Here is a 26357-nt window from a genome sequence, read left to right as displayed (position 1 = left end):
CGATGGCAAGCAATCTACTTGAACAGGTCCTTGATCTTCCGCCGTGGCGCCTCGGGCGCTACGGCGGCTTCCGGTTCGGCGTCGACATCGAGCCCGGAACCCGGCCCCGGGTCGTCGGGAGCGTGTACCAGCGGGATCACCGGCTCGACCGGCCGCGCGTTGACAGGCTTCGCCTCGGACGCGGCCACAGGCGGCGATTCCGCCGGCGGCGCGACCGGGCCCGGCTCGGGCCTGGCCTCTAGCACTTTGGCCGGAGCCGCCGCTGGCACCGGCGCGTCCGGCGTCATGATCTCGATCACTGGCCGGCTGATGCCGATTTCGGCGAGCGGCACGCGCCATTCGAAGCCGTCGAGGCGGCCGGCGGGGCTCACCGGCAGCCACCTCTCGGAGACGACACCGTCGGCGGTCCAACTCGGATCGCCGGAGGCGCGCACGGCGCGCGCCATCCATTCGCGCACGCGGCCGGTATCGCCGTGCTCGGCTTCCTCGATGCCGGCCATCAGCGCAGCCACGCGCGGCGTGGGCGCGGCGACGTAGGACATCAGCGCCTCGCGGGCGACAGTGAATTCGCGCGTGTCGAGCGCGGCGCGGCCGACCGCCAGCGCGCTCTCGATGTGACCCGGCGCGAGGCCCGCCAGCTTCTGCATGCGGTTGAGCCGCTCGCGCGCCGAGTCGCCGAGCCGCACGTCGGCATAGGCCTCGGCCAGATCGGGATGCGGATTGGCGACCCACGCGCGCTCCAGAATACGCCGCGCCTTGCGCTGCTCGTCCGCCTCGGCGAGTCGCCGTCCCGCCAGCGCCGCCGCCGGCACCAACTCGGGCGCCAACTTCACCGCCTCGAGCACGTCGGCGCGCGAAGCGTCGCGATCGCTGTCGTCGACCGCGAGCGCGCGCGCCGTCAGCAGCACCGCGCGCTTGCGGCGATAGTCGGCCTTCTGCAGGCCGCTCTTCATGTTCTCCAGCGCGGCGAGCGCGCCGCTCCAGTCGGCGACGGCGCAGCGATCGTCGAGCACTGCCTGTGCGGCCCAGCCGAGCGCGGGTGCTGCCTGCGCCGCTTCCTCGGCGACGCGCCGCGCGGCGACATGGTCGTTGCGCCGCTGCGCCTCGATGTAGAGGCCGCGCAGGCCGAGCAGTCTGGTCTCGTCGCGGCGGCTCATGGCCCGAAACGCCTGCTCGGCGCCGGTGCGGTCGCCCGCCATCTGCGCCGCCTGCGCCTCCAGCAGCAAGGCCAGCGGGTCACCTGGAGAAAGCCGGCCGGCGTCGTCGGCAGCGCGGCGCGCGAGGCGCAGATCGCCGGAGCCGACGGCGATCAGGCCGCGCGAGATGGCGAGATAGCCCCGCATCGCGCGGCGGTGCCGGAAAAACAGCGACACCTGCTCCGGCGCGCGCCACAGCCCGCGCAGAATCGACCAGACGAGGATGGCGGCGACGACGAGCGCGATGAGGGCGACGAACGCCACCGTCAGCGACGTCTCGACGCGATAGCCCATCCAGGTCAGCGCGATGTCGCCCGGACGATCGGCGATCCAGGCGAAGCCGCTCGCGATCAGCGCCAGCGCGATGAGGAAGGCGAGGATGCGGATCATTGCGCCCCCGGAGCGAGCGCGCGGGCGCTTGATGAGGCGAGATCGTTGGCGGCGGCGAGCGCGGCCCGCCGCGCTTTCACGCGCGCGAGCCAGTCCTTCGCCGGCGCCTGCGCCGCTTGCGGCAGCTTGCCGACATCCGTCGCGGCGGCGTCGATGTCGTTGTGCGCGGCCTCCACCTCGAGCCGCGCCAGCACGTCGGCGGGTTGATCGCCCGACGGCACATTGACGGGGCTGACGCGCACGAGCCTGCCGGCGTTGGCTTCGAGGCGATCGAGGAACGAGCCGGAGACTGGCGCGCGAGGCGCCGCGATCTTCTGCATCTGCGGCACAAGATCGCGCAATTGCTGCGCCAATGAGGCGGCGCTCGGAATGCCGTCGGCGACGAACTGTTGCAGCGGCGCGAGCCTGTTCGCGTCGGCGCCGAGCGCCTTCGCTTGCGCGAGCTCGGCCTGATACGGCGCGCCGCTCGTCACGGCATTGCGCAGTGCCTGCGCCGCGAGCGCCAGCCGGGTCGCCGAGGTCGCGGCGGCGCTCTGCTTGATCGCGTTGCGTGCCGATTGCTCGGCCTGTTCGAGGCTAGCGAGCTTCTGCTGCACGCTGTCGATGTCGGCGCGCGTCACCGTGCTCGCCTGATTGCGCGCGAGGTCCTGCACCTGCGTCTGCATCTGCGTCACCGATTTGTCCGCACTGTCGGCGGCGGTTCGCGCCTGTGATGCGTTGGCGGCGATGTCGTCGATGCGCTTGTTCAGCGCGGAAAGCGCGGTGTCGCCCGACTTGAGCGCGCTCTCGGCCGACGACAGGCGCTGCGCGAGCGGCGCGACGGCGTTCTGCAGATCGGTCAGCTTCTGCGCGGCTTGCTGATCGGTGCCGCCGCTCTTCGGCAAATTCTTCAGCGTCGCCTCGATCTGCGCCACGCGCTGCGACAACGCATCGACCGCTTTCGCCTCGACCGAGGCGGCCGGTGCGGGGCGATTCTGCAAGGCCTGGAGCTGCCGTTGCAGTTGCGCGATCTGTTGCTGCGCCTTGGTGTCGGGCTGTACCGTCACCTGCGGCGCCGGCAACACGCCCTCATACCAGAGCCCGCCGACTACGGCGGCGACCACGATGCCGCCGACAATCCCGGCACCGAGCAATGCCGCCATGGGCGCGCCGCGGCGGGCGTCGGCGGGCGGCGCGGCCGGGGAGGGCGAGGCCTCGGGCTCGGCGGCGGCCCGTGGCGGCTCCTCGGGCGGCGGAGGCGGTGGCTCGGGCGGGCTGTCGCTCGGCGCCGCACTGACGGGGCCAGACATCGGCTCGGGCGCCGGATCCGCCGCAGGTGGCGGCGTCACTTCGGTGGCGGTGAGGTCGATGGTCGGCGCCTTGCGCTTGCGGGCGGCATCGGGCGCGTCCGGCGCTTTGCGCTTCTCTGCCATGCGGCCTTTCTCCCGAATCCCCGCCCTGCGGCTAGCAGATAACGCAAACGGCGCGATTGCGCCACGTCAACGACCGGACACCTCCAGAAGTTCGATCAGCGAGGCCTCGTCGGGGTGCATCGCCACGGCGATGCGCGCGGCGCCGGCCTGCAGCAACGGCGCGGCCACCCGGTCTGAAAGACACAGGTGATGCACCGCAAGCGCCTCCGCTTCCACCCTGGCGGCGCGCGCGCCGGCGATGTAGTTCTCGGCGCTGCGCTTCGAATAATGCAGCACCGCGTCGAGGCTGCCCTCGCGCAATGCGTTGATGAGCGCCGGCGGCAAGGGTGCGGTGACGGCGCGATAGACGACGCGCATCTCTGCCGCGATGCGGTGACGCGCCAGCGCGCCGACGAGATCGGCCGCGCGGTCTTCGCCGGCGAGATAGAGGAGCGGCGTCGTGCTGCGATGCTGCTCGGCAATGAGCTGCACCAGATCGTGCACATCGCCGACCGCTGCCTCGACCTGGCCGAACCCTGCGGCGCGCGCGGCCTCGGCGCTGCGTGCGCCGACCGCAAAGACTTTCAACTGCAACAGACCGGCACGCGCCGGATTATCGGCGATGGCGCCCGGCGCATTGGCGCTGGTGATGGCGATGCCGCTCCACGTACCGGACAGATCGGCGGCGATCGGCGCGACCCGCATCAGCGGCGCCAGCAGCACGTCATGGCCGCGCGCGCGCAGCGCCTTGGCGCTGCGTTCGCCGTCGACTTGCGGGCGGGTGACGGCGACGCGCATGGTCAATCGAAGAAGTGCGGGCCGGCGATGCGCATCAATTCGCGCGCCGCTTCGGCGCCAATGGCTGCGGCGTCCTTCACATGTCCGTTGCCGGACATGTCATGCGCTGCCTTGCCATCTGGCCGCGCGATGAGGCCGCGAAAATGCACGCTGTCATTGACGATGACGGCGTGTCCGGCGATCGGCGTCTTGCACGAGCCGTCGAGCTCGGCGAGGAACGCGCGTTCGCAGGCGAGCGCCGTGAACGTGGCTTCGTGATTGATGCGCGCCAGCGCCTCGCGCGTGGGCGCATCGTCGGCGCGCGCCTCGATGCCGATGGCACCCTGGCCGACCGCCGGCAGGAATTCGTCGACGCTCATGATCGCGGTTGCGTGCTGCGTGAGGCCCAGCCGCTTCAGCCCGGCGAGCGCCAGCAGCGTGGCGTCGGCTTCGCCTTCGTCGAGCTTGCGCAGTCGCGTTTCAACATTGCCGCGCAGTGGCACCACATTGAGGTCGGGGCGCAGGCGCTTCGCCACCGCCTGCCGCCGCAGCGAGGCGGTGCCGAGCGTCGCGCCCTGCGGCAAATCCTGCAGGCGCTTCGCCTTGTGGCTGATGAACACGTCGCGCGGGTCCTCGCGCTCGAGGCAGGCGGTGAGCGCCAGCCCCGGCTGCGAGATTGTCGGCATGTCCTTCGAGGAATGCACGGCGAGGTCGACCCGCCTGTCGAGCAGCGCCTCCTCGATCTCCTTGGTGAACAGGCCCTTGCCGCCGACCTCGGCCAGCGGCCGGTCCTGGATGCGGTCGCCGGAGGTGCGGATGACGACGATCTCGATGGCCTCCTTGGGCGCACCCAGCGCGGCGGCGATCTGCGCCTGCACCATGTGCGCCTGCACCAGCGCCAGCGGGCTGCCGCGCGTGCCGATACGCAGGAGAGCGGTGGATTGCGCCATGGTTCCTCTCGATGTTAGGGCACCTTTTAGTTCACCATCGGCCCGAAGGGGAGTGCAACGTCATTCCGGGCAGGCGCGCAGCGCCCCGGGATGACGGCGACAAGAGAAGCCCATGATCGTCCTCGGCATCGAGACGACCTGCGACGAGACCGCAGCCGCGGTGGTGGAGCGGCAGGCGGACGGCCGCGGCCGTATCCTGTCCAACGTCGTCCTGAGCCAGATCGACGAGCACGCGGCGTTCGGTGGCGTGGTGCCGGAGATCGCCGCGCGCGCCCATGTCGAGGTGCTGGACGGCATCGTCGCCGAGGCGATGGAGCAGGCCGGTGTTGCGCTCAACCGCATCGACGGCATCGCCGCCGCCGCCGGACCGGGCCTGATCGGCGGCGTCATTGTCGGCCTGACCACGGCCAAGGCCATCGCCATGGTCGCGGGCAAGCCGCTGATCGCGGTCAATCATCTCGAGGCGCACGCGCTGACCGCGCGGCTCACCGACGCGACGCCGTTCCCCTACTGCCTGTTCCTCGCCTCCGGCGGCCACACCCAGATCCTCGCTGTGCGCGGCGTCGGTGATTACGTGCGCCTCGCCACGACGATGGACGACGCCATCGGCGAGGCCTTCGACAAGACGGCGAAGCTCTTGGGCCTCGGCTACCCCGGCGGCCCGCAGGTGGAGAAGGAGGCCGCGCGCGGCAATCCGACCCGCTTCGCACTGCCGCGGCCGATGCAGCACCGCAAGGAACCCGACTTCTCGCTGTCCGGCCTGAAGACGGCGTTGCGCCTCGAAGCGGAAGCGATCGCGCCTTTGTCCGACGAAGACGTGTCCGATCTCTGCGCCTCGTTCCAGGCGGCGGTGGTAGACGTCGTCTACGACCGCCTGCGCGCGGGCCTGCGCATCTTCCGTGCGCAGTACGGCACACCGAATGCGCTGGTCGTGGCCGGCGGCGTCGCAGCCAACCAGGCCATCCGCGACGTGCTGCTCAAGCTCGCGACCGAAGAGAAGATACTGCTCGTCGCGCCGCCGCCCGACTTGTGCACCGACAACGGCGCGATGATCGCCTGGGCCGGTGCCGAACGGCTGGCGCTCGGCATGGTCGACACGCTCGACGTGGCGCCGAAGGCGCGCTGGCCGCTCGACGAAGTGGCCGCGGCGCGCGGCCGCAAGCTCAACACGGCGGCGTACAAATGAGCATCGACCGCATCGGCGTCATCGGCGGCGGCGCGTGGGGGACGGCGCTGGCGCAGACCTGCGCGCGCGCCGGGCGCAGTGTCACCTTGTGGGAATACGATGCCGGCAACGCCGCGCATCTCACCGACAAGCGCGAAAGCAAATTCCTGCCGGGCGTGAAATTGCACGACGCCATCGCCGTCACCACCGATCTGGCGCAGATGGCGACGAGCGGAGCGATCCTGCTGGTGGTGCCGGCGCAGGCGATGCGTTCGACGCTGAAAGCGCTCGCGCCCGTGATCGCGCCAAATACGCCGCTGATCGCCTGCGCCAAGGGCATCGAGCACGGCACGCATAAGTTCATGACCGAGATCATTGCCGAATGCGCACCGAAGGCGTTGCCGGCGATCCTTTCCGGTCCGAGCTTCGCCGCCGACGTCGCGCGCGGCCTGCCGACGGCGGTGACTGTCGCCGCGGCCGATGCGGACGTCGCCGAAGCGCTGGCGCATGCGATGAATTCCGGCACGTTCCGGCCGTATCATTCGACCGACGTGCGCGGCGTCGAGCTCGGCGGCGCCACCAAGAACGTGCTCGCCATCGCCGCAGGTATCGTCAGCGGTCGTGGGCTGGGGGCGAGCGCGCTTGCGGCGATGACGACGCGTGGCTTCGCCGAGCTGGTGCGCTTCGGTCGTGCTTGCGGCGCCAAGACGGAAACGATGATGGGCCTCTCCGGCCTCGGCGATCTCATCCTCACCTGCGGCACGCCGCAGTCGCGCAACTTCTCCTGCGGGGTCGCGCTCGGCAAAGGCGAGGCGGCGGCAACCGCATCGCACGGCAAGCTGGCCGAAGGCGTGTTCACCGCGCCGGTGCTGCTGGAGATGGCGCGCGACAAGGGCGTCGACATGCCGATCTCGGAAGCGGTGGCCGCCGTGCTCGCCGGCGAGCTTACTGTGGATGCGGCCATCGAGTCGCTGCTGACAAGGCCGCTCAAGTCGGAAGAATGACTTTTTTTTCACCTCTCCCCGCTTGCGGGGAGAGGTCGACACGCCGAAGCGGTAGCGAAGGCGTGTCGGGTGAGGGGGCGTCGAATTTAAAGCAGGAGCGGCGAGGCCCCCTCACCCGGCTCGCATCTCGCTTCGCTCGATGCTCACCGCCCTCTCCCCGTAAACGGGGAGAGGGAAAAGCAAGTCGGAAGAATGACGATGGCTCACTGGCTCTTGAAATCGGAACCGGACGTGTTTTCGTGGGACGATCTGGTCAAGCGCGGCGCGAAGGGCGAGCCGTGGACCGGCATCCGCAACCACACTGCCAAGCTCAACATGATGAAGATGAAGAAGGGCGATCGGGGATTCTTCTATCACTCGAATATCGGCAAGGAGATCGTCGGCATTTGCGAGGTGGTACGCGAGGCCTATCCGGATCCGACCGCGAAGGCCGGCGAGCCGTGGGTCTGCGTTGACGTCAAGGCTGTGGAGGCGCTGAAGAAGCCGGTGACCCTGGCGGCGATCAAGGCCGAGCCGAGGCTTGCCGAGATCCAGGTGCTCAAGCAGTCGCGGCTGTCGCTGCCGGCCATCACCGACGCCGAGTGGAAGCTGGTCTGCAAGATGGGCGGGCACTAGCGGCCGGCCGCCTGCCGCTCCGCCGCGGCGGCACCATGATCTGCATCAAGCGGCAACCCCTGCCAAAGTGCGACTTGGTGCGCCTTGTCGCCACGCGCGCCGCTGTCGCATAATGGCTCCAAAGTCGCTCAATTATCCCCCACGGGTTTCAACCGCGGGGTGGGAGGAAGACAGCCATGTCCGATGACAAAATGTATGCCGTTCCCGCCGACTGGCAGAAGCGCGCCTTGGTCGACGACGCGAAGTACCAGGAGATGTATGCGCGCTCGATCAAGGACCCGAACGGCTTCTGGGGCGAGCAGGCCCAGCGCATCGACTGGATCAAGCCTTTCACCAAGGTGAAGAACAGCAGCTACGATCCGCATAACGTCTCGATCAAATGGTTCGAGGACGGCACGCTCAACGCCTGCTTCAATTGCGTCGACCGCCATCTGGAGAAGCGCGGCAACCAGACTGCCATCATCTGGGAAGGCGACGATCCGAAGGATTCCAGGACCGTCACCTACAAGGAGTTGCACGCCGAGGTATCGCGCTTCGCCAACGTCCTCAAGAAGCAGGGCGTCAAGAAGGGCGACCGCGTCACCATCTACATGCCGATGATCGTCGAGGCGGCTTATGCCATTCTCGCCTGCGCCCGCATCGGCGCGGTGCACTCGGTGATCTTCGGCGGCTTCTCGCCGGATTCGATCGCCGGCCGCGTCGACGACTGCAAGTCGGACGTCATCGTCACCGCCGACGAAGGCGTGCGCGGCGGCCGCAAGATCCCGCTGAAGGAGAACGTCGACGCCGCCTGCGAGAAGGCGCCGGTCAAGTGCGTCATCGTCGTCAAGCGCACGAACGCGAAGGTCAACATGAAGGCCGGGCGCGACGTCTATTACGACGACGTCGCCAAGACCGTGCCGGCCGACTGCCCGTGCGAGGAGATGAGCGCCGAGGACCCGCTGTTCATCCTCTATACGTCGGGCTCGACCGGCCAGCCGAAGGGCGTGCTGCACACGACCGGCGGCTATCTCGTCTACACCTCGATCACGCATCACTACGTGTTCGACTATCACGACGGCGACATCTACTGGTGCACCGCCGACGTCGGCTGGGTCACCGGCCACAGCTATATCGTCTACGGGCCGCTCTCGAACGGCGCTATATCGCTGATGTTCGAAGGCGTGCCGAACTATCCGACGACTTCGCGTTTCTGGGAGGTGTGCGACAAGCACAAGGTCAACATCCTCTACACGGCGCCGACGGCGATCCGCGCGCTGATGCAGGGCGGCGACGCGCCCGTAAAGAAGACCTCGCGCAAGTCGCTGCGTTTGCTCGGCTCGGTCGGTGAACCGATCAATCCGGAAGCGTGGGAGTGGTACTACCACGTGGTCGGCGAGGACCGCTGCCCGATCGTCGACACCTGGTGGCAGACCGAGACCGGCGGCATCCTCATCACGCCGCTGCCCGGCGCGACGAAATTGAAACCCGGCTCGGCGACGCGGCCGTTCTTCGGCGTCACGCCGGAGATCGTCGACGCCGAGGGCAAGGTGCTCGACGGCGCCACCAGCGGCAATTTGTGCATCGCCGATTCGTGGCCGGGGCAGATGCGCACGGTCTACGGCGATCACCAGCGCTTCATCGACACCTACTTCAAGACCTATCCGGGCAAGTACTTCACCGGCGACGGCTGCCGGCGCGACGCCGACGGCTACTACTGGATCACCGGCCGCGTCGACGACGTCATCAACGTCGCCGGCCATCGCCTCGGCACGGCGGAGGTCGAGAGCGCGCTGGTCGCGCATCCGAAGGTGTCGGAAGCCGCCGTGGTCGGCTATCCGCACGACATCAAGGGCCAGGGCATCTACGCCTATGTCACCTTGATGGCCGGCGAGAAGCCGACCGAGGATCTGCGCAAGGAGCTGGTCAATTGGGTGCGCAAGGAGATCGGCCCGATCGCCTCGCCGGATCTCATCCAGTTCTCGCCCGGCCTGCCGAAGACGCGCTCCGGCAAGATCATGCGCCGCATCCTGCGCAAGATCGCCGAGGACGACTTCGGTAATCTCGGCGACACCACGACGCTCGCCGACCCGGCGGTGGTGAACGATCTCGTCCAGAACCGGCAGAACAAGAAGGCCGCGGCGAAAGCGGGGGCGTAGCCTCTTTCCCCTTTCCCCGTTCTTACGGGGAGAGGGTGGCGAGCGCCTTTGGCGCGAGCCGGGTGAGGGGCATGTTGGCAGTTGCCATTCCGCTCGTCCCCGCGAAAGCGGGGACCCAGCTGTGAGTCAGCGCTGGATTCCCGCTTTCGCGGGAATGAACGGAGGATGTGGCGCGCGCTCGGCTAACGAAGCGGCGCCGGTTCGACAAACGCGCTCACGCCTGGGCGTGAACTTCACGCTCGCCGTGCGTCAGTTCGTGGATACGCTTTGTCCGCGCCACTTCGTTGCGCGCGCTTTCGTTGTGCGTGAACAGCGCCAGCGTCGTCGCATCCTCGGCATCGGCCGGCTGTAGTGCGGCGTCGGTGTAGCTGCGCCGCTCGGGATCGTTCTGCACCGCGCGGCGCATGCGCTCGAGCTGCAGCCAGTAACGCGCCATGAACGCGACCTTGCGCGCCACCTCGCGCGCAGCCTTTGGATAGAAGTGCCACACCGGCTCGATCGGCATGCCGGTGCGGCGGTCGCGGCGATACTTGCGCCGCCAGATGCCGCCCTGCAGCGGATGCAGGTTTTCGATCAGGACGGCCTTGGAGAACATGAACAGCAGACCCTGCAGATGCGACAGGCCGAGATCGCAGGCGGCGGCGCGGCGCATGATCGTCCGCATGTGCTCCGGCGTGTAGTAGATGTCCCACGCCGCGCGGTAGATGCCGTTCCACTGCTCGGCCGACATGCGCGGATGCGCGGTCACGACCTGCTCGAGGTCGTATTTGTTCATGTCGGGGTCCATCCACACGCCCTTGTCGGTGAGGACCTTGTGGTCCTCGGAGCCGGGCAAAGGCGTGAGACAGAAGAACTCGAGAATGTCGAGCGGCAGCTCCTTCTTGATGATCTCGATGTCGTCGCGGATCGACTCCGGCGTGTCGGCCGGGAAGCCGAGGATGTAGCCGGCATAGGTGATGACCTTCGCCTGTTTCCAGGCAAGCAGCATCTGCCGGTATTCGGTGATCTTGTTCTGCCGCTTCTTCGCCGCCATCAGGTTGGCCGGGTTGATGTTCTCCAGTCCGATGAACACCTTCTTGACGCCGGCGCGCGCCGCCTTGTCGATGAAGTTCGGGATCTTGTGGCACAGCGTGTCGACCTGAATGATCATCTTGATGTTCAGGCCATCGCGCTCGCGCAGTTCGATGATGCGGTCGAAGATCGGCTCCCAGTCCTTGTTGCGCGCGAAATTGTCGTCGGTGACGAAGAACCAGTGGAAGCCGTATTCGAGGTGACGCCGCAGCAGGTGCTCGATGTCATCCGGTGTGCGGCGGCGCGACTTGCGTCCCTGCACATTGATGATGGTGCAGAAGGAGCACTGGTAGGGACAGCCGCGGCCGGCGTCGAAGCTGGCATAATGGTTGGCGGTGCGCTTGAGGTTCTGCGGCGGCAGGAACGGCGTCGGCGTGGCCTCGATAGCGGGCAGCTCGTCCATGAAATTGTAGAGCGGCCTGAGCGTGCCGGCCGCGGCATCGCGCAACACGCTGTCGAGGCGGCCGTCCTCGGCTTCGCCGGCGAACAGCGAGCAGCCCATGTCGAGCGCGACCTTCAGGTCCGCCTGCGTCTCCTTCAACATGGCGATGCAGCCTGAGACGTGGAAGCCGCCGATCGACACCTGGATGCCAGCCTCGCGCAGCGGACGCGCGATGTCGAGCGCGCGCGGGAATTGGTTCGACTGCACGCCGATCAGCCCGACCATGCCGAAATTGTCGTGCTGCTTGAGTTGCGCGACGATGTCCTGGATCTTCACGCGCGTGTTGGTCTCGTCCATCGCGGAAATGTCGACCGCAACGTCGTCGCCGAGCACGTTGCGCTCCGCGGCGTCCATCGCCAGCGCGTAGACGCAGGCGAGCGAGTTGGAGGGGATCGACGAGCGCGCCCACTGGATCACATAGCCGTCGGCGTCGTAATGCGACGGCTTGATCAGCACGAGCTGAAAGCGGCGCTGTTCACGTGGCTTCGGAGCAAGCATACAAGTCCCCCGTACCCGTCCACCGCCGCAAGCTTAACCGAGTTCTAAAATTCGGCCACGGGGAACTTTGTCCGCAGGTGAGTCGAATTGCCGCCCCTGCGCCAAATACCGCACGGACATTGGTGTTTGTCCGTTTACGTTACCGGCAGCTTTCGCCTGACGTCCGCCTTCTCTTGATTATTGTCGGGCCGGTCGAGCCATACGGGCGCGGGCTATGTCTCTGGTTTTGCGGCGGACGGCGTTGTTCGTCTTTATCGTGCTGATGTGGGCGTTCGTCGTCGCGGCGGCGCGCGCGTCGACGCGCGACATCGTGCCGCTTCCCGGCTTCAAGCCGGGCACGATCGTGGTGAAGACCTCGGAGCGGAAGCTCTATCTCGTGCTCGACGGCCGCAACGCGCTGCGCTTCCCGGTCGGCGTCGGCAAGGCGGGCCAGGCATGGACCGGTCTCGCGCGCATCACCGGCAAATACGTGCGTCCGGCCTGGGCGCCGCCCGCCGACATCCGCCGTGAAAATCCGCGCCTGCCCGCGGTTATCCCCGGCGGCGCGCCGAACAACCCGATGGGCCAATTCGCCATGACGCTCGGCGACGGCACCTACGCCATCCACGGCACCAACCGGCCCGCCTCGGTCGGCCGCTTCGTCTCGCACGGCTGCATCCGCATGTACAACGCCGACATCCGCGAGCTCTTCAGCATGGTCGCTGTCGGCGCGCCGGTGATTGTCGAGCGATGATTTCCGCCCGCCGGCTGTCCCTCGTCCTCGGCATTTGTGTCGCGCTGCTCGCGGGCGCCGCCGCGCAGGCACGCGATCTGGTGCAGTTCCCGGCCGGCTATCGACCCGGCGCCATCGTCATCATGACCGGCGCGCGCCAATTGTTCTTCGTGCTCGGGCAGGGGCAGGCGATACGCTACCCGGTCGGCGTCGGCCGCGCCGGCATGGCCTGGCACGGCCGCGCTTATGTGGAACTCAAGCGCCTGCGCCCGGCCTGGCAGGCGCCGCCGGAGATCTCCGACCGCGGCTACGGTCCGGTCATTCCCGGCGGCTCACCGCGCAATCCGATGGGCGCCGCCGTGCTCGGCCTCGACCGCGGCAATTACGCCATTCACGGCACCAACAATCCGGGCTCGGTCGGCGGCTTCGTCTCGCATGGCTGCATCCGCATGTACAACGAGGACATCCTCGATCTGTACGCGCGCGCCCGGATCGGCACGGAGGTCGTCGTCCTGCGCTAGGCAGGATGACCCGACCGGCGTAAGAATCGCGTCCGATTTCTGTGTGATCGTCACTTTTTCCGGATAGACTTCGCGACCTCGACACAATTCGTGTCCAGATCGGGTCCATGGCGCGTCCGCGCACCTCTCCCCAGCCGGAAGTTCCCGGCCTAGCCGCCCGAAAAATCGCCGCCGACATCGTCGACGGCGTTTTGCGCAGGCGCGTGCCCCTCGACGAGCAACTGTCGGGGCGCAGCGCGCATCTCGGCCTCGCCACGCTGCCTGATCGCGACCGCGCCCTGATGCGACGATTGACCGCGACCGTGCTGCGCCGCCTCGGCACGCTGCGCCATGCGCTGCTTGGGTTCCTCGACAAGGGCTTCCCGCGTGACGCACCGCGCACCGAGACCATCCTGCTCGTCGGCGCGGCGCAATTGCTCTGGCTCGACGTGCCGGACCACGCCGCGGTCGATCTCTCCGTGCGGCTGGCGCAGGCCGACCGCCGCGCCGCGCGCTATGCCGGGCTGGTCAACGCCGTACTGCGCCGCGTTGCGCAGAACCGCGACGCCATCCTCGCCGAGCCCGCCACGCGCGATACACCCGACTGGCTGATGGCGCGCTGGACGCGCGCCTTTGGCGACGACACGGCGCGGGCGATTGCGGTCGCCAACGGACACGAGCCGGCGCTCGACATCAGCGTCAAATCGGACGCCGCGCATTGGGCCGAGCGCCTGCGCGGCCGCGTGCTGCCGACCGGCACGGTGCGCACGGTGGCGCAAGGCGCGGTGTCGCTGCTGCCGGGCTTCACCGAAGGCGCCTGGTGGGTGCAGGACGCCGCCGCCTCGCTGCCGGCGCATCTCCTGGGCGACGTGCGCGGGCTAAACATCGCCGATATTTGCGCCGCGCCGGGCGGCAAGACGGCGCAGCTTTGCGCCGCCGGCGCGCAGGTCACCGCGGTCGATCGCTCGCCGGCGCGGCTGGCGCGGCTCGAGGAGAACCTCGTCCGTCTCGGACTCACTGCCGAAACACGCGCGGTGGACGCGCTGGAGTGGCAGGGCGGGCCCTTCGATGCGGTGCTGCTCGACGCGCCGTGCTCGTCCACCGGCACCATCCGCCGTCATCCCGACGTGCCCTGGCTCAAGGGCGAGGCCGATCTGGCCCAACTCATCTCGCTGCAGCAGCGCCTGCTCGACCATGCGGTCACCTTGCTCAAGCCGGGCGCGCGACTGGTTTACTGCGTCTGTTCGCTGGAGCCGGAGGAGGGCGAGGCGCAGGTCGCCGCGCTCCTTGCGCGCAATCCGCAGGTCGCCCGCGATCCCGTGCGGGCGGAGGAGGTGTTCGGCCATGCCGAGTTCCTCAATGCCGATGGTGCGCTTCGCACGCTGCCGCAGATGCTTCCCGACCCCGATCCGCGCTGGGGCGGGCTCGACGGCTTCTTCGCCGCACGACTGATACGCACCGGCTAAGTTACGGTGGCATCCGGGGATTTGGACCTTCAACCGCCCTTCGCTATCGTGGCCGTTCACGCGAATCAGGCCGCCGCGCGGGGGACGGACAATCTCATGATGCGGGTCACGGTGGCGGAGCGACTGGGGCTCTCCGCGCTGATCGGGCGCCGCCTCCTCCGCAGCCTGCTCGAGCGTATCAATACGCACCCGCTGCTGCGCTGGCGCTACGGCTCCGGCAAGACCGACCGCCTGCTGATCGCGCCGCAGGACCTGCGCACCGCCGATGCTACTCGGGCGAGCGAGATCTATGCCGGCCGCTTCGCCTTTGCCGGCAAGGTGGTGATCTGCGACCGACGCTCGCCCTTCGAGATGATTCCGCCGTCCGACGAATGGGCGGTGATGCTGCTGAGCTTCTCGTGGCTGCGGCATCTGCGCGCCGCGGATTCCGCCATCACCCGTGCCAATGCGCGTGCGCTGATCGACGACTGGATCACGATCCAGGGCGGCTGGGACCCGCTCGGCTGGCGGGGCGACATCCTGGCGCGCCGCATCCTGTGCTGGCTCAGCCAGGCGCCGTTCGTGCTGCAGGACGCCGACGCGCGCTTCTATCGCCGCTTCACCCGCAGCCTGTCGCGCCAGGTGCGTTATCTGCGCCGCACGCTCAGGCACTCGCGCGACGGACTGCCGCGGCTGCAGGCGCTGATGGCGCTCAATTACGCCAGCCTGTGCATGCAGGGGCAGGCGAGCGCACTGCGCAGCAATGCGCGCAAGCTGATCGAGGAATTGCGCGCGCAGATCCTGCCCGACGGCGGCCACGTCAGCCGCAATCCCGGCGCGCTGATCGAGATTCTCGCCGACCTGTTGCCGCTGCGGCAATTGTTCTCGGCGCGGAACCTGCAGCCGCCGCAGGCGATCAACAACGCCATCGACCGCATGATGCCGATGCTGCGTTTCTTTCGTCATGCCGACGGAAACTTCGCGCAATTCAACGGCATGGGTCCGACGCCGGTCGATCTGCTCGCCACCGTGCTCGCCTATGACGACGCGCGCGGGCAGCCTTTATCGAACGCGCCGCATTCCGGCTACCAGCGCATGGAAGCGGCGCAGACCGCGCTCGTGCTCGACACCGGGCGGCCGCCGCCGTTGGGGGTGAGCCAGGAGGCGCATGCCGGCTGCCTGTCATTCGAGCTGTCGTGGAGGCAGCATCGGCTGGTGGTGAATTGCGGCCTGCCGGCGGTCAACCGCGAGACCTGGCGGCAGGTGGCGCGGGCGACGTCCGCGCACTCGACGGTGACGGTGCACGAGCAGTCGTCCTGCCTGTTCCTGGAGGCGGCGCCGTTTCGCCGGCTGCTTGGCGGCGTGCCAATCCTCGCCGGCCCACGCGACGTGCGCACCGAACGCGACGAGCACGACGGCGCCGTCATGCTGCGCGCCTCGCACGACGGCTACGCCGCCGATTGCGGCATCGTTCATACTCGCGCCCTGCGTCTGTCGGCCGACGGCCGCGCCCTCGACGGCGAGGACAGCTTCAGCGCGGCCGGGCACGGCGAAATCCCGGGCAATGACGACTATGCCGTACGTTTCCATCTGCACCCGGCCATCAAGGCGAGCCGGCTGTCGGACGGCCGCGGCGTCATCCTGCTGCTGCCCGACAAGGAGGTGTGGACCTTCGCCACCATGGCCGACGCGGTGCAGCTCGAGGAGAGCGTCTACCTGTCGTCGACCGAAGGCCCGCGCCGCACGGTGCAGATCGTCGTCTATGGCCATGCGAGCACCACGTCCGCCGTGCGCTGGAGCTTCCGTCACACGCCGCCGGCGACGCCCGGCGCCCGGCCGGAGAAGCTGGACGAGCCGGAATTGCCGTTGGGCAAATAGACCGGCCGCATTTGAGGCGGCGGCGTTTTGTGCTACCGGCGCGCTTTAAACAGGGCGTTCGCCGCATGACCAGCCATCCCCGCCGCATCACCCGCGCTTTGCTCTCGGTGTCCGACAAGGCCGGCCTGATCGAATTCGCCACGCAGCTCGCCGGCTATGGCGTCGATCTCGTCTCGACCGGCGGCACCGCCAGGGCGCTGAAGGACGCGGGGCTGAGGGTCGCCGACGTGTCCGAGCTGACCGGCTTCCCGGAGATGATGGACGGCCGCGTCAAGACGCTGCACCCGAAGGTGCACGGCGGACTCCTGGCCATCCGTCATGAACAGGAGCACGTCGCGGCGATGGAGAAGCACGGCATCAAGCCGATCGATCTCCTGGTCGTGAACCTCTATCCATTCGAGGCGACGGTGGCGAAAGGCGCCGCCTACGACGACTGCATCGAGAACATCGACATCGGCGGCCCGGCGATGATCCGCGCCGCGGCAAAGAACCATCATGACGTCACTGTCGTGGTCGAGCCGGAGGATTACGCCAAGGTGCTGGCCGAGCTTGCCGAGCACGCCGGCATGACCTCGCTCGAGTTGCGCAAGGCGCTTGCGGCCAAGGCCTATGCACGCACCGCGGCCTATGACGCGGCGATCTCAAACTGGTTCGCCGACACGCTCAAGACCGACGCGCCGGACTATCGCGCCATCGGCGGCCGGCTGATCCAGTCGCTGCGTTATGGCGAGAATCCGCACCAGAGCGCCGCCTTCTACCGCACGCCCGAAGCACGCGCCGGCGTGTCGACCGCGCGGCAGGTTCAGGGCAAGGAGCTGTCCTACAACAACATCAATGACACCGACGCGGCCTACGAATGCGTCGCAGAGTTCGATCCGCGCCGCACTGCGGCCTGCGTCATCGTCAAGCACGCCAATCCGTGCGGCGTGGCCGAGGGCGCGAGCCTGCTCGACGCCTATCGCAGGGCGCTGGAATGCGACGCGACCTCGGCCTTCGGCGGCATCGTCGCGCTCAACCGCACTTTGGATGCGGAGGCGGCGAAGGCGATCACCGAGATCTTCACCGAAGTGATCATCGCGCCGGATGCCAGCGAGGAGGCGATCGCGATCGTCGCCGCCAAGAAGAATCTGCGGCTGCTGCTCGCCGGCGGCCTCGCCGATCCGCGCGCCAAAGGTCTGACGGCGAAGACCGTCGCCGGCGGACTGCTGGTGCAGTCGCGCGATAATGCGGTGGTCGACGACATGGCGCTCAAGACGGTGACCAAGCGCGCCCCGACCGCGGCGGAATTGAACGACCTCCGCTTCGCCTTCCGCGTCGCCAAGCACGTCAAGTCGAACACCATCGTCTATGCCAGGAACCTTGCCACCGTCGGAATCGGCGCCGGACAAATGAGCCGCATCGATTCCGCGCGCATCGCGGCGCGCAAGGCGGAAGACGCCGCGCGCGAGATGAAGCTTTCAGCGCCACTGACCAAGGGCTCGGTGGTGGCATCGGACGCGTTCTTCCCGTTCGCCGACGGGCTATTGGTGGCGATCGAAGCCGGCGCCACGGCGGTGATCCAGCCCGGTGGCTCGATGCGCGATCAGGAAGTGATCGACGCCGCCGACACCCATGGCATCGCCATGGTGTTCACCGGCACACGGCATTTCCGGCATTAGGCTTTCACCTCTCCCCGCATTGCGGGGAGAGGCCGACACGCCGAAGCGTAAGCGAAGGCGTGTCGGGTGAGGGGCTGTGCATGGCCCCTCACCCGGCTCGCGCCTTTCAGGCGCTCGCCACCCTCTCCCGTGAAGGACGGGGAGAGGGGAGCTTACTCCCGCGCCAGATCGCCCAGCAGGCTCGCCGCCACGGAGAGCTTCGACAAAGTGAGCCCGGAGCCGGCGATCTCGTGGATCGCGGCGCGGATGCGCTCGACCTCCGTCTGCCGCGGCTTGACCCATTCCTCCACTGCACCGGCCCCCGCATGGCCGTTGCCGACCATCGCCGCGGTGAGCCGCCGCTCGGCGTCGCCGATCGAATCGAGCGCGCGGTCGAGGGCCAGCCGGTCGAAATAGTCGGCGACCACGATGTTCGGCACCGCACCGGCGACACGGTCGAGCTGGAAGAAGGCTTCCGTCGCGAAGTATGTGGCAGTGACTTCGGCGACCGGCTTCTGCGCGCGATCGGCGACCAGCACGATATCAGGCGCGGCTTTCAATTCGACGAAATCGGCGATGCGGTGCGCGACGTCCTCCGGCACGCCGTTGCGGATGAACTCGTCCGCCCGCGCGTCGCGCGCCGCCTGCGCCGGCTTCGATAGCGCCGTCGCCAGCGCCGCCTCGACCTGCGCGATGCCCTCGCGGTAGTGCGCGACGATGGCGTCGAGCCCCTTGTGCAGGTCGACGTTGCGCAGGAACCAGACGATGCGGTCGAGCAGCAGGTTCTGCACGGCGGCGTAGAGCGAGAGCTGCACGTCGCCCTTCACCTTGTTGTCGAGCGCGTCGATCTCGGAATTCAGCGCCACCATTTCGTAGCTCTGCCGCACGGCGGCAAAGGCCGCCGCGATCGATGCCGACGAGGCGCCGGTCTGGTCGGCGATGCGGACGATGAGCGTGGCGCCGCCGCGATTGATCATCGAATTGGTGAGCTGCGTGGCGATGATCTCTCGCCGCAGCCGGTGCGACTGCAGCGCGTCCGGGTAACGCTCGGTCATCTCCTTCGGGAAGTAGCGGTTCAGTTCGCGGCCGAGATAGGGATCGTCCGGCACGTCGCTCTCGAGCAGTTCGCTGTAGAGCGACAGCTTGGCGTAGGCGAGCAGTACCGCGAGCTCCGGCCGCGTCAACGGCGCATTGCGTTTGCGCCGCTCGCCGAGCGCCATCTCGTCCGGCAGGTATTCGACGGCGCGGTCCAATTCGCCGCGCTGCTCGAGGATGTGCATCAGCCGCTGCTGGAAGCCGAAGTCCTCCATGCCGCGCCGCTGCGCCAGCGAAAGCGCGAGCGTTTGCTGGTAATTGTTGCGCAGCACCAGCCGCGCCACCTCGTCGGTCATTTCGGCGAGCAGCGCGTTGCGGTTCTCGGTCGTCAGCGCACCGGCGCGCACCGGCGTCGACAGCGCGATCTTGATGTTGACTTCGACGTCGGACGTGTTGACTCCGGCGGAGTTGTCGATGGCGTCGGTGTTGAGGCGGATGCCGCGCAGCGCCGTCTCGATGCGGCCGCGCTGCGTCATGCCGAGATTGGCGCCTTCGCCGACCACCTTGCAGTTCAGGTCGGCGCCGGTGATGCGGATCGAATCGTTGGCGCGGTCGCCGACCGCTTCGTCGGTCTCGGTCGCGGCCCGAATGTAAGTACCGATGCCGCCGAAGAAGAGCAGGTCGACCTTGGCCTTGAGGATCGCCTTCATCAGCGCCTGCGGCGTGACGCTGGCCGCGACGCCGAACAGCTGCTGGGCTTCCGGCGACAGGTGGATTTCCTTCGACGATCGCGGATAGACGCCGCCCCCCTTGGAGATCAGACTCTTGTCGTAGTCCTGCCAGCTCGAGCGCGGCAGGTTGAACAGCCGCTGCCGCTCGGCGAAGGCGGCCTTCGGGTCGGGATCGGGATCGACGAAGATGTCGCGGTGGTCGAAGGCGGCGAGGAGCCTGGTCGTCTCTTCCCGCAGCATGCCGTTGCCGAACACGTCGCCCGACATATCGCCGACGCCGACCGCGGTGAACGGCGTCTCGTGGATGTTGACGTCCATCTCGCGGAAGTGGCGCTTGACCGATTCCCAGGCGCCGCGGGCGGTGATGCCCATCGCCTTGTGGTCGTAACCGGCCGAGCCGCCCGACGCGAACGCATCGCCGAGCCAGTAGCCGTGCTCGATGGCCAGCCCGTTGGCGATGTCGGAGAAGGTGGCGGTGCCCTTGTCGGCGGCGACGACGAGATAGGGGTCGTCGCCCTCGTGGCGCACGACGTTCACGGGTTTCACGAGTTTGCCGTCCGCGTCGATATTGTCGGTGATGTCCAAGAGCGTCGAAATAAACAGTCTGTAGGTGGCGACCCCTTCTGCCTGGAACTGCTCGCGCGTTGGCGCCTTCGGCATCAGCTTGGGCACGAAGCCGCCCTTTGCGCCGACGGGCACGATCACCGCGTTCTTGACCTGCTGCGCTTTCACCAGGCCGAGGATCTCGGTGCGGAAGTCCTGCGGCCGGTCCGACCAACGGATGCCGCCGCGGGCCACCTTGCCGAAACGCAGGTGAACGCCTTCGACGCGCGGCGAGTAGACGAAGATTTCGTAAAGCGGGCGCGGCAGCGGCAGCTCGGTGAGCTTGCGGCTCTCGAACTTGATGGCGATCTGCGCCTTCGGCTGGCCGTTACCGTCGACCTGATAGAAATTGGTGCGGATGCCAGACTGCACCGCATTGACGAACAGGCGCAGGATGCGGTCCTCGTCGAGGCTGTCGACTTTTGCCAGCTCCGCGTCGATGCGCGCGGCGATCTCCTTCTGCTTTGCGTCGCGTCCGTCGTTGCCGCGCGGATCGAAGCGTGCGTGGAACAGCGCGACGATCTCGGCGGCGATCGCGGAATGCTTCACCAAGGTCGCCCACATGTAGTCCTGCGAATAGGGCACGCGCGCCTGGCGCAGGAAGCGCGAGACGGTGCGGATGAGCGCGACGTCGCGCCAGCCGAGGCCGCCGATCAACGTCAGCGCATTGTAACCGTCGCTCTCCGCCTGCCCGCGCATTACCATCAGGAATGCGGCTTCCAGCCGCGCCTTGCCGTCATCGAGTTCGATGGCAGCGCCGTCGCGGCGTTCGAGCAGCATGTCGTGGAACCAGGCGCCCGCGTGGCCCCCGGGCTGGATGTGATAGGTGCGCTCGTCGACGACGCGGAAGCCCATGTTCTCCAGCACCGGCACGCGATCCGACAGCGGCACCGGCTCGGCATAACTCCAGACTTTGAGGCCGACGGCGCGCTGCTCTTCCTCCAGCCGATGATGGAAGTCGACGCCGAGCGGACGCTCTTCGCTGAGGCCGTCGATAACGCGGATGTCGCCGGCGGCGACGGTCGGCGCGTAGCCGTCGCGGAAACCAGCGGAGAAGGCGTCGCGATAGCGGCCGTAAAGCTCGCGCGTCTTCTCCGGCGGATGCACGAGCGCCAGCGCGTCGGCGAGGCCGTCGCTCCAGGTGCGGACGATGTCGCCGACCTCGCTTTCCAGCTTGACGCGGGGGATGTCGACGGGCGCACCGCCGGAACGACCGATGATGTAGTGCACGCGCACCAGCGGCCCTTCCGGAAAGAACGGATAGTAGGCCGAGACGCGGCCGACGAAGATCGATGCGAGATACGTGCCGATCTTCGCGCGGATGTCGCTGTCGTAGCGCTCGCGCGGCACATAGACGAGCACCGAGACGAAGCGGTCGAAGCGGTCGCGCCGCGGCAATACGCGCACCCGCGGCCGCTCGTCGAGCTGCAGGATGGCGATGGCGTTCTGGTAGAGGGTGTTTTCGTCGACCTGGAACAACTCGTCGCGCGGATAGTGCTCGAGCACGTTGGCGAGCGCCTTGCCCGAATGGCTGCCGGGATCGAAGCCGGCGCGGCTTTCGACGGAAGCGAGCTTGCGTCGCAGATAGGGGATGCCGTGCGCCGCGCGGGTATAGGCGGTGGAGGTGAACAGACCGACGATGCGCTGCTCGCCGACGAGATTGCCGGCGGCGTCGAAATGCTTGACGCCGATGTAGTCGAGATAGACGCGCCGGTGCACCCGCGCGTGGATGTTGGCCTTGGCGACGATCAGCGGCCGTGGCTCCTTCAGGAACGCCATGATCTCCGGCGTCATTTCGAGCAGTTCCGAGCCGCGGCGGAGCACGCGCAATTCGCGTTGGCGCATGATGCCGAGCGCATTGTCGAAGTCGGGAACGAGGTCGTCGTTCTCGAACCGGTAGTTGCGCACGCCGAGGAAGGTGAAGTTGTCGGCGAGCAGCCACTGCAGGAACTGGATCGCCTCGGCGAGCTCGTCGACCGGCAACGGCGGCGGATTGGTCTTCAGGTCGGCGACGATGCCGTTGACGCGGTCGAGCATCGGCCGCCAGTCGACGACCGCCAGGCGCACTTCGGCGAGGATGGCTTCCAGCGCCTTGGTGAGATCGGCGCAGGCGGCCTCGTCGTCGAGGCCGTCAACGTGCAAATGGATGAAGCTCTCGCGCGCTCCGGCGCCGGGACCGCCGATGGTGACGAGGCGGCCGCTCTCGCGCTGCACGTCGAGCACGGGGTGCGCGACGAGCCGCACCGGCAGGCGCCGCTCGGATAATTCGCCCATGACGGAGTCGAGCAGGAACGGCATATCGTCGTTGACGATCTCGACGACGCCGATCGCCTTGCGTTCGCCGGAGTCGGCCAGCATCACCTTTTCGCAGCGAATCTTCGCCGTGCCCGGTGTGCGCTCGGCGAGCAGGGCGTAGGCGTGAGCCGCCAGCATCGCCAGATCGGCGGGCCCGTAATGCAACAGGTCCTCCGGCACCGCGCGGCCGTAGAGCTGGGCGGCGAACCCGGTGGCCACGTGTGGGTCGAGACTGGAGAGTTGCGCCTGAGCTTGTTCGAGCAGGTCGCGGGCGGCGGCCTCGTCGCTTGCGGTCACGTCACCGGCCATGGGAGACCTCGCGCTTGGGCAAAAAGGAATCGGTCGAGGCAGCAAAGGAGTGTTCACAATCTGCGGGCAGGCGTCGAGAGCAACACACCGGATGGTGACCGCGGCGTGACGCTTTGCCGACAAGGCCATGCGTTCACAAGCCTTTGATAGCGCGCGGCTAATGGGCTTGGCTTGAGCGTTTTACCGGCCGAAGGAAACAGGTAGACTTCGCTGCGACTTAAAAACAGCGGGCAGGGACATGGCCAAGCGCACGGCGGCATCGAAGAACGGCACGGCCGCGAAGCGGAGCGCCAAGGCGCAGCCGCGGCTCGCCGCCGCTGCCGACGACGATCCGGTCATCGCACTCGACCTCGGGCCGGCAAAGCTGTCGCCGGCGATGCAGGCCTATTTCCAGAAGTGCCAGGACAAGCTCGGCTTCGTGCCGAATGTGCTCGTTGCCTATGCCTTCGACGCGGCGAAGCTGGAAGCTTTCGCCACCATGTACAACGACCTGATGCTGGCGCCGAGCGGGCTCTCCAAGCTCGAGCGCGAGATGATCGCGGTGGGCGTCTCGTCCCAGAACCGCTGCTACTACTGCCTCACCGCACACGGTCAGGCGGTGCGGCAATACGCCGGCAATCCGCTCCTTGGCGAACATATGGTGATGAACTATCGCGCCGCGCGGCTCGACCTGCGCCAGCGCGCGATGCTCGACTTCGCGGTGAAGCTGACGGCGGAGCCTTGGGCGGTTGAGGAGGCCGACCGCGCGCGCCTGCGCGAGGCCGGTTTTTCCGACCGCGACATCTGGGACATCGCCGCGGTCGTCGGCTTCTTCAACATGTCGAACCGAGTCGCCTCCGCCACCGACATGCGGCCGAATGTCGTCTATCACGGCCTGTCGCGGTGATCTTTCTATCCCTCGCCCCGCTCGCGGGGAGAGGGTGGCGAGCCAACGGGTCGGCGCGAAGCGCCGCACGATGATAAACTCCGCGAGCCGGGTGAGGGGGCGTCACCGTCTTGCCCGATCTCACCGCCCCCTCACCCGACCCGCCTTCGCTAAAGCTCCGGCGGGCCGACCTCTCCCCGCAAGCGGGGAGAGGTGAAAGAAGAGACATGCGCCGACTTCTTCCCACTGCTGCTGCGTTCGTCACGCTGCTGTTCGGCACGCTCGTCCTGGCGCAGTCGCAGCCGCAGCTCGCCTCGACGCTGCCGAGCATCCGTCCGGTCAGCGGCGTCCTCGCGCACAACGGCATGGTGGTGGCGCAGGAGAGTCTCGCCGCGCAGATCGGCGTCGAGATCCTCGATCGCGGCGGCAATGCGGTCGACGCCGCGGTCGCCGTCGGCTTCGCCATGGCGGTGACCTATCCGCGCGCCGGCAATCTCGGTGGTGGCGGCTTCATGGTGATCCATCTCGCCAGGAATTCCAAATCGGGCAATCGCGACATTGCCATCGACTACCGCGAGACGGCGCCGGCGGCGGCGACGCCGACGATGTTTCTCGACGCGCAGGGCAATCCCGATCCGAAGAAGTCACGCGACTCCGGGCTCTCCGTCGGCGTGCCCGGCACCGTCGCAGGGCTGGTGCTGGCCGAGGAGAAATACGGCTCGGGCAGACTGTCGCTTTCCGACCTGATCGCGCCGGCGATCAACCTCGCCCAAAGCGGCGTGCCGATCGAGGACGATCTCGCCGACTCGCTGCCGCAATCGCAGGCGCGGCTGGCGCGCTGGTCGTCGACCAGGAGCATCTTCTTCAACGGCGACCGGCCGATGCAGGAAGGTGACCGCCTCATCCAGCTCGATCTCGCCGACACCTTGCGTGCCGTCGCGCAGCGCGGCGATGACGGCTTCTACAAGGGCGACGTCGCCGACAACATCGTGCGCGCCGTGCGCGGCGCCGGCGGCATCATGACAAAGGAAGACCTCGCCGATTATCGCGCCGTCGAGCGTCCCGTGGTGCGCGGGACCTATCGCGGCTACGGCATTGTCTCGATGCCGCCGCCGTCGTCGGGCGGCGTGCATCTGATCGAGATGCTCAACATCCTCGAAGGCTACGATCTGGCGAAGATGGGCCGCAGCGCCGATGCGCTGCATCTCGAAATTGAGGCGATGCGCCGCGCTTATGCCGACCGCGCCGTCTACATGGGCGATCCGGACTCGGTGAAGATGCCCATTGCCGCGCTCACCTCGAAGTCCTACGCCGCGCAATTGCGCGCCGGCATCACCGACAACGCCACGCCGTCGGCCGAAGTGCATGCCGGCACGCCGCGCGACACCGAGGGCCGCAACACCACGCACTTCTCCATCGTCGACAAGGACGGCAACGCCGTCTCCAACACCTACACGCTCAATTTCAGCTACGGCCTCGGCCTTGTCGCCGACGGCACTGGCGTGCTGCTCAACAACGAGCTCGACGACTTCACCGCCAAGCCGGGCACGGCCAACGCCTACGGTCTCGTCGGCTACGGCGCCAACCTGCCCGGTCCGGGCAAGCGCCCGCTGTCGTCGATGACACCGACCATCGTGCTGAAGGACGGCAAGCCGTTCCTCATCACCGGTTCGCCCGGCGGCAGCCGCATCATCACCGCGGTGCTGCAGGTGATCGTCAACGCCATCGACTTCCACATGCCGATCGATAAGGCGGTCGAGGCGCCACGGCTGCATCATCAGTGGCAGCCTGACGTGGTCTATGCCGAGCCCGGCTTTCCGCCCGACGTGCTCGCGGGTTTGAAGGCGCGCGGCTACGCCATCGTACCGACGGCGCCGCACACGTCAGCCAATTCGATCGAGGTGACGCCGCAGGGCTATGTCGGCGCGGCCGACAGCCGCACGCGCGGCGCGCTGGCGGCGGGGTACTGAGCGTGAGCGACTCGGTCGAGCGCGTGCGCGCGGCGCTCCTCGCCGCCGGTCACGACGACACCATCACCATGTTCCCGGACGGCACGCGCACGGCGCAGGACGCCGCCAACGCCGTCGGCTGCGCCGTGGCGCAGATCGCCAAGTCGATCGTGCTGCGCGCCGGCGAGCAGGTGGTGCTGGTGATCGCCTCCGGCGCCAATCGCGTCGATGTCGCCAAGGTCGCGGCGCGGCTGGGACGCCCGGTGAAACCGGCCGACGGCCGCTGGGTGCGCGACGTCACCGGCTTTGCCATCGGCGGCGTGGCGCCGGTCGGCCACGCCTCGCCGCGGTGCATCTTCATCGATGCCGAACTGATGGCGCTCGACCCGGTCTGGGCCGCCGCCGGCTCGCCGCGCCACGTGTTCCGCACCAGCGCGGCCGAACTGGTCCGCATGACCGGCGGCGAGGTGGCGGATGTGAAGGAAGGCGCCTGAAAATAAAAAGCCCGCCTGCGCGCAACGCTTCGGCGGGCAACCTTCGCGATTTTGACCGGCTTGCCAACCGAAGCGCCGCGAAGCGCGAAGGTTGGAGCGGGCGAAGGGATTCGAACCCTCGACCCCGACCTTGGCAAGGTCGTGCTCTACCCCTGAGCTACACCCGCATCCGGTAGTCTGGCCGGCAAGGGCCGGCCGCCAAGGCCGTTCGTATAGCCATATCGGATGGTGCTTGGCAACAACCGTTTGGCCGGAAAGATGCAGGCT

The 26357-nt window shown here is 67.9% G+C and carries 18 protein-coding genes and 1 tRNA gene; 12 read left to right on the top strand and 7 right to left on the bottom strand.

Going from position 1 to position 26357, the window contains the following annotated elements; all coding sequences use genetic code 11:
- Positions 1-14 precede the first annotated feature (14 nt).
- The 4 genes from VGV41_RS15040 to hemC all read right to left on the bottom strand — a co-directional run bounded on the left by VGV41_RS15040 (position 15) and on the right by hemC (position 4704).
- Positions 15-1586: a heme biosynthesis protein HemY gene (locus VGV41_RS15040; RefSeq protein WP_326864681.1), complete on the bottom strand. Its 1572-nt coding sequence runs from the start codon at positions 1584-1586 to the stop codon at positions 15-17.
- The gene (locus VGV41_RS15035; protein ID WP_326864680.1) at positions 1583-2998 is read right to left on the bottom strand and encodes a hypothetical protein; all 1416 of its coding nucleotides are present in this window, start codon (positions 2996-2998) and stop codon (positions 1583-1585) included. The genes VGV41_RS15040 and VGV41_RS15035 overlap by 4 nt, the downstream gene beginning before the upstream one ends.
- 66 nt (positions 2999-3064) lie before the next feature.
- Positions 3065-3775 carry a uroporphyrinogen-III synthase gene (locus tag VGV41_RS15030; protein ID WP_326864679.1) on the bottom strand — a complete coding sequence of 237 codons (711 nt, stop codon included), beginning with the start codon at positions 3773-3775 and terminating at the stop codon, positions 3065-3067.
- 2 nt (positions 3776-3777) lie between these two features.
- Entirely contained in the window at positions 3778-4704 is a 927-nt protein-coding gene (gene hemC / locus VGV41_RS15025; protein WP_326864678.1) for a hydroxymethylbilane synthase, read from the bottom strand.
- A 112-nt stretch (positions 4705-4816) separates the two neighbouring features.
- On the opposite strand from hemC, the gene tsaD reads away from it, so the two are divergent.
- The 4 genes from tsaD (at position 4817) to acs (ending at position 9626) form a co-directional block, all read left to right on the top strand.
- Positions 4817-5890, top strand: a complete 1074-nt coding sequence (gene tsaD, locus VGV41_RS15020; RefSeq protein ID WP_326864677.1) for a tRNA (adenosine(37)-N6)-threonylcarbamoyltransferase complex transferase subunit TsaD — start codon at positions 4817-4819, stop codon at positions 5888-5890.
- Positions 5887-6873, top strand: a complete 987-nt coding sequence (locus VGV41_RS15015; RefSeq protein WP_326864676.1) for an NAD(P)H-dependent glycerol-3-phosphate dehydrogenase — start codon at positions 5887-5889, stop codon at positions 6871-6873. The genes tsaD and VGV41_RS15015 overlap by 4 nt, the downstream gene beginning before the upstream one ends.
- 198 nt (positions 6874-7071) lie before the next feature.
- Positions 7072-7488 carry an EVE domain-containing protein gene (locus VGV41_RS15010; RefSeq protein WP_326864675.1) on the top strand — a complete coding sequence of 139 codons (417 nt, stop codon included), beginning with the start codon at positions 7072-7074 and terminating at the stop codon, positions 7486-7488.
- A gap of 176 nt (positions 7489-7664) precedes the next feature.
- Positions 7665-9626: an acetate--CoA ligase gene (gene acs, locus VGV41_RS15005; protein WP_326864674.1), complete on the top strand. Its 1962-nt coding sequence runs from the start codon at positions 7665-7667 to the stop codon at positions 9624-9626.
- A gap of 214 nt (positions 9627-9840) precedes the next feature.
- On the opposite strand, the gene VGV41_RS15000 is transcribed toward acs, so the two are convergent.
- On the bottom strand, positions 9841-11637 hold the full coding sequence (locus VGV41_RS15000) for a radical SAM protein (protein WP_326864673.1): 1797 nt from the start codon (positions 11635-11637) through the stop codon (positions 9841-9843).
- A gap of 262 nt (positions 11638-11899) precedes the next feature.
- On the opposite strand from VGV41_RS15000, the gene VGV41_RS14995 reads away from it, so the two are divergent.
- From VGV41_RS14995 to purH, 5 genes are all read left to right on the top strand, one after another.
- Entirely contained in the window at positions 11900-12370 is a 471-nt protein-coding gene (locus VGV41_RS14995) for a L,D-transpeptidase (RefSeq protein ID WP_326864771.1), read from the top strand.
- On the top strand, positions 12367-12870 hold the full coding sequence (locus VGV41_RS14990) for a L,D-transpeptidase (RefSeq protein ID WP_326864672.1): 504 nt from the start codon (positions 12367-12369) through the stop codon (positions 12868-12870). Before VGV41_RS14995 ends, VGV41_RS14990 begins: the two co-directional genes overlap by 4 nt.
- A gap of 107 nt (positions 12871-12977) precedes the next feature.
- Positions 12978-14315 (top strand): RsmB/NOP family class I SAM-dependent RNA methyltransferase, encoded by a 1338-nt coding sequence (locus VGV41_RS14985; RefSeq protein WP_326864671.1) that lies wholly within the window; start codon positions 12978-12980, stop codon positions 14313-14315.
- A gap of 96 nt (positions 14316-14411) precedes the next feature.
- Positions 14412-16172, top strand: coding sequence for a heparinase II/III family protein (locus tag VGV41_RS14980; protein ID WP_326864670.1), 1761 nt, complete (start codon positions 14412-14414; stop codon positions 16170-16172).
- Positions 16173-16237: 65 nt separating this feature from the next.
- Positions 16238-17830 (top strand): bifunctional phosphoribosylaminoimidazolecarboxamide formyltransferase/IMP cyclohydrolase, encoded by a 1593-nt coding sequence (gene purH, locus VGV41_RS14975; RefSeq protein WP_326864669.1) that lies wholly within the window; start codon positions 16238-16240, stop codon positions 17828-17830.
- Positions 17831-17982: 152 nt separating this feature from the next.
- On the opposite strand, the gene VGV41_RS14970 is transcribed toward purH, so the two are convergent.
- Positions 17983-22782 (bottom strand): NAD-glutamate dehydrogenase, encoded by a 4800-nt coding sequence (locus VGV41_RS14970; protein ID WP_326864668.1) that lies wholly within the window; start codon positions 22780-22782, stop codon positions 17983-17985.
- Between the two features lie 238 nt (positions 22783-23020).
- On the opposite strand from VGV41_RS14970, the gene VGV41_RS14965 reads away from it, so the two are divergent.
- From VGV41_RS14965 to VGV41_RS14955, 3 genes are all read left to right on the top strand, one after another.
- Positions 23021-23668, top strand: coding sequence for a peroxidase-related enzyme (locus tag VGV41_RS14965; RefSeq protein WP_326864667.1), 648 nt, complete (start codon positions 23021-23023; stop codon positions 23666-23668).
- 206 nt (positions 23669-23874) lie between these two features.
- Positions 23875-25617, top strand: a complete 1743-nt coding sequence (ggt, locus tag VGV41_RS14960; RefSeq protein WP_326864666.1) for a gamma-glutamyltransferase — start codon at positions 23875-23877, stop codon at positions 25615-25617.
- Positions 25618-25619: 2 nt separating this feature from the next.
- Positions 25620-26090, top strand: a complete 471-nt coding sequence (locus VGV41_RS14955; protein ID WP_326864665.1) for a YbaK/EbsC family protein — start codon at positions 25620-25622, stop codon at positions 26088-26090.
- A 92-nt stretch (positions 26091-26182) separates the two neighbouring features.
- Here VGV41_RS14955 and VGV41_RS14950 read toward each other — a convergent pair.
- Positions 26183-26257 (bottom strand) — tRNA-Gly (locus tag VGV41_RS14950).
- Positions 26258-26357 lie beyond the last annotated feature (100 nt).

The sequence above is a fragment of the Pseudolabrys sp. genome, assembly GCF_035943735.1.
Classification (GTDB): Bacteria; Pseudomonadota; Alphaproteobacteria; order Rhizobiales; family Xanthobacteraceae; genus Pseudolabrys.
The sequence above is the reverse complement of the archived record's forward strand: the minus strand, read 5'-3'. Positions and strand labels throughout refer to the sequence as shown.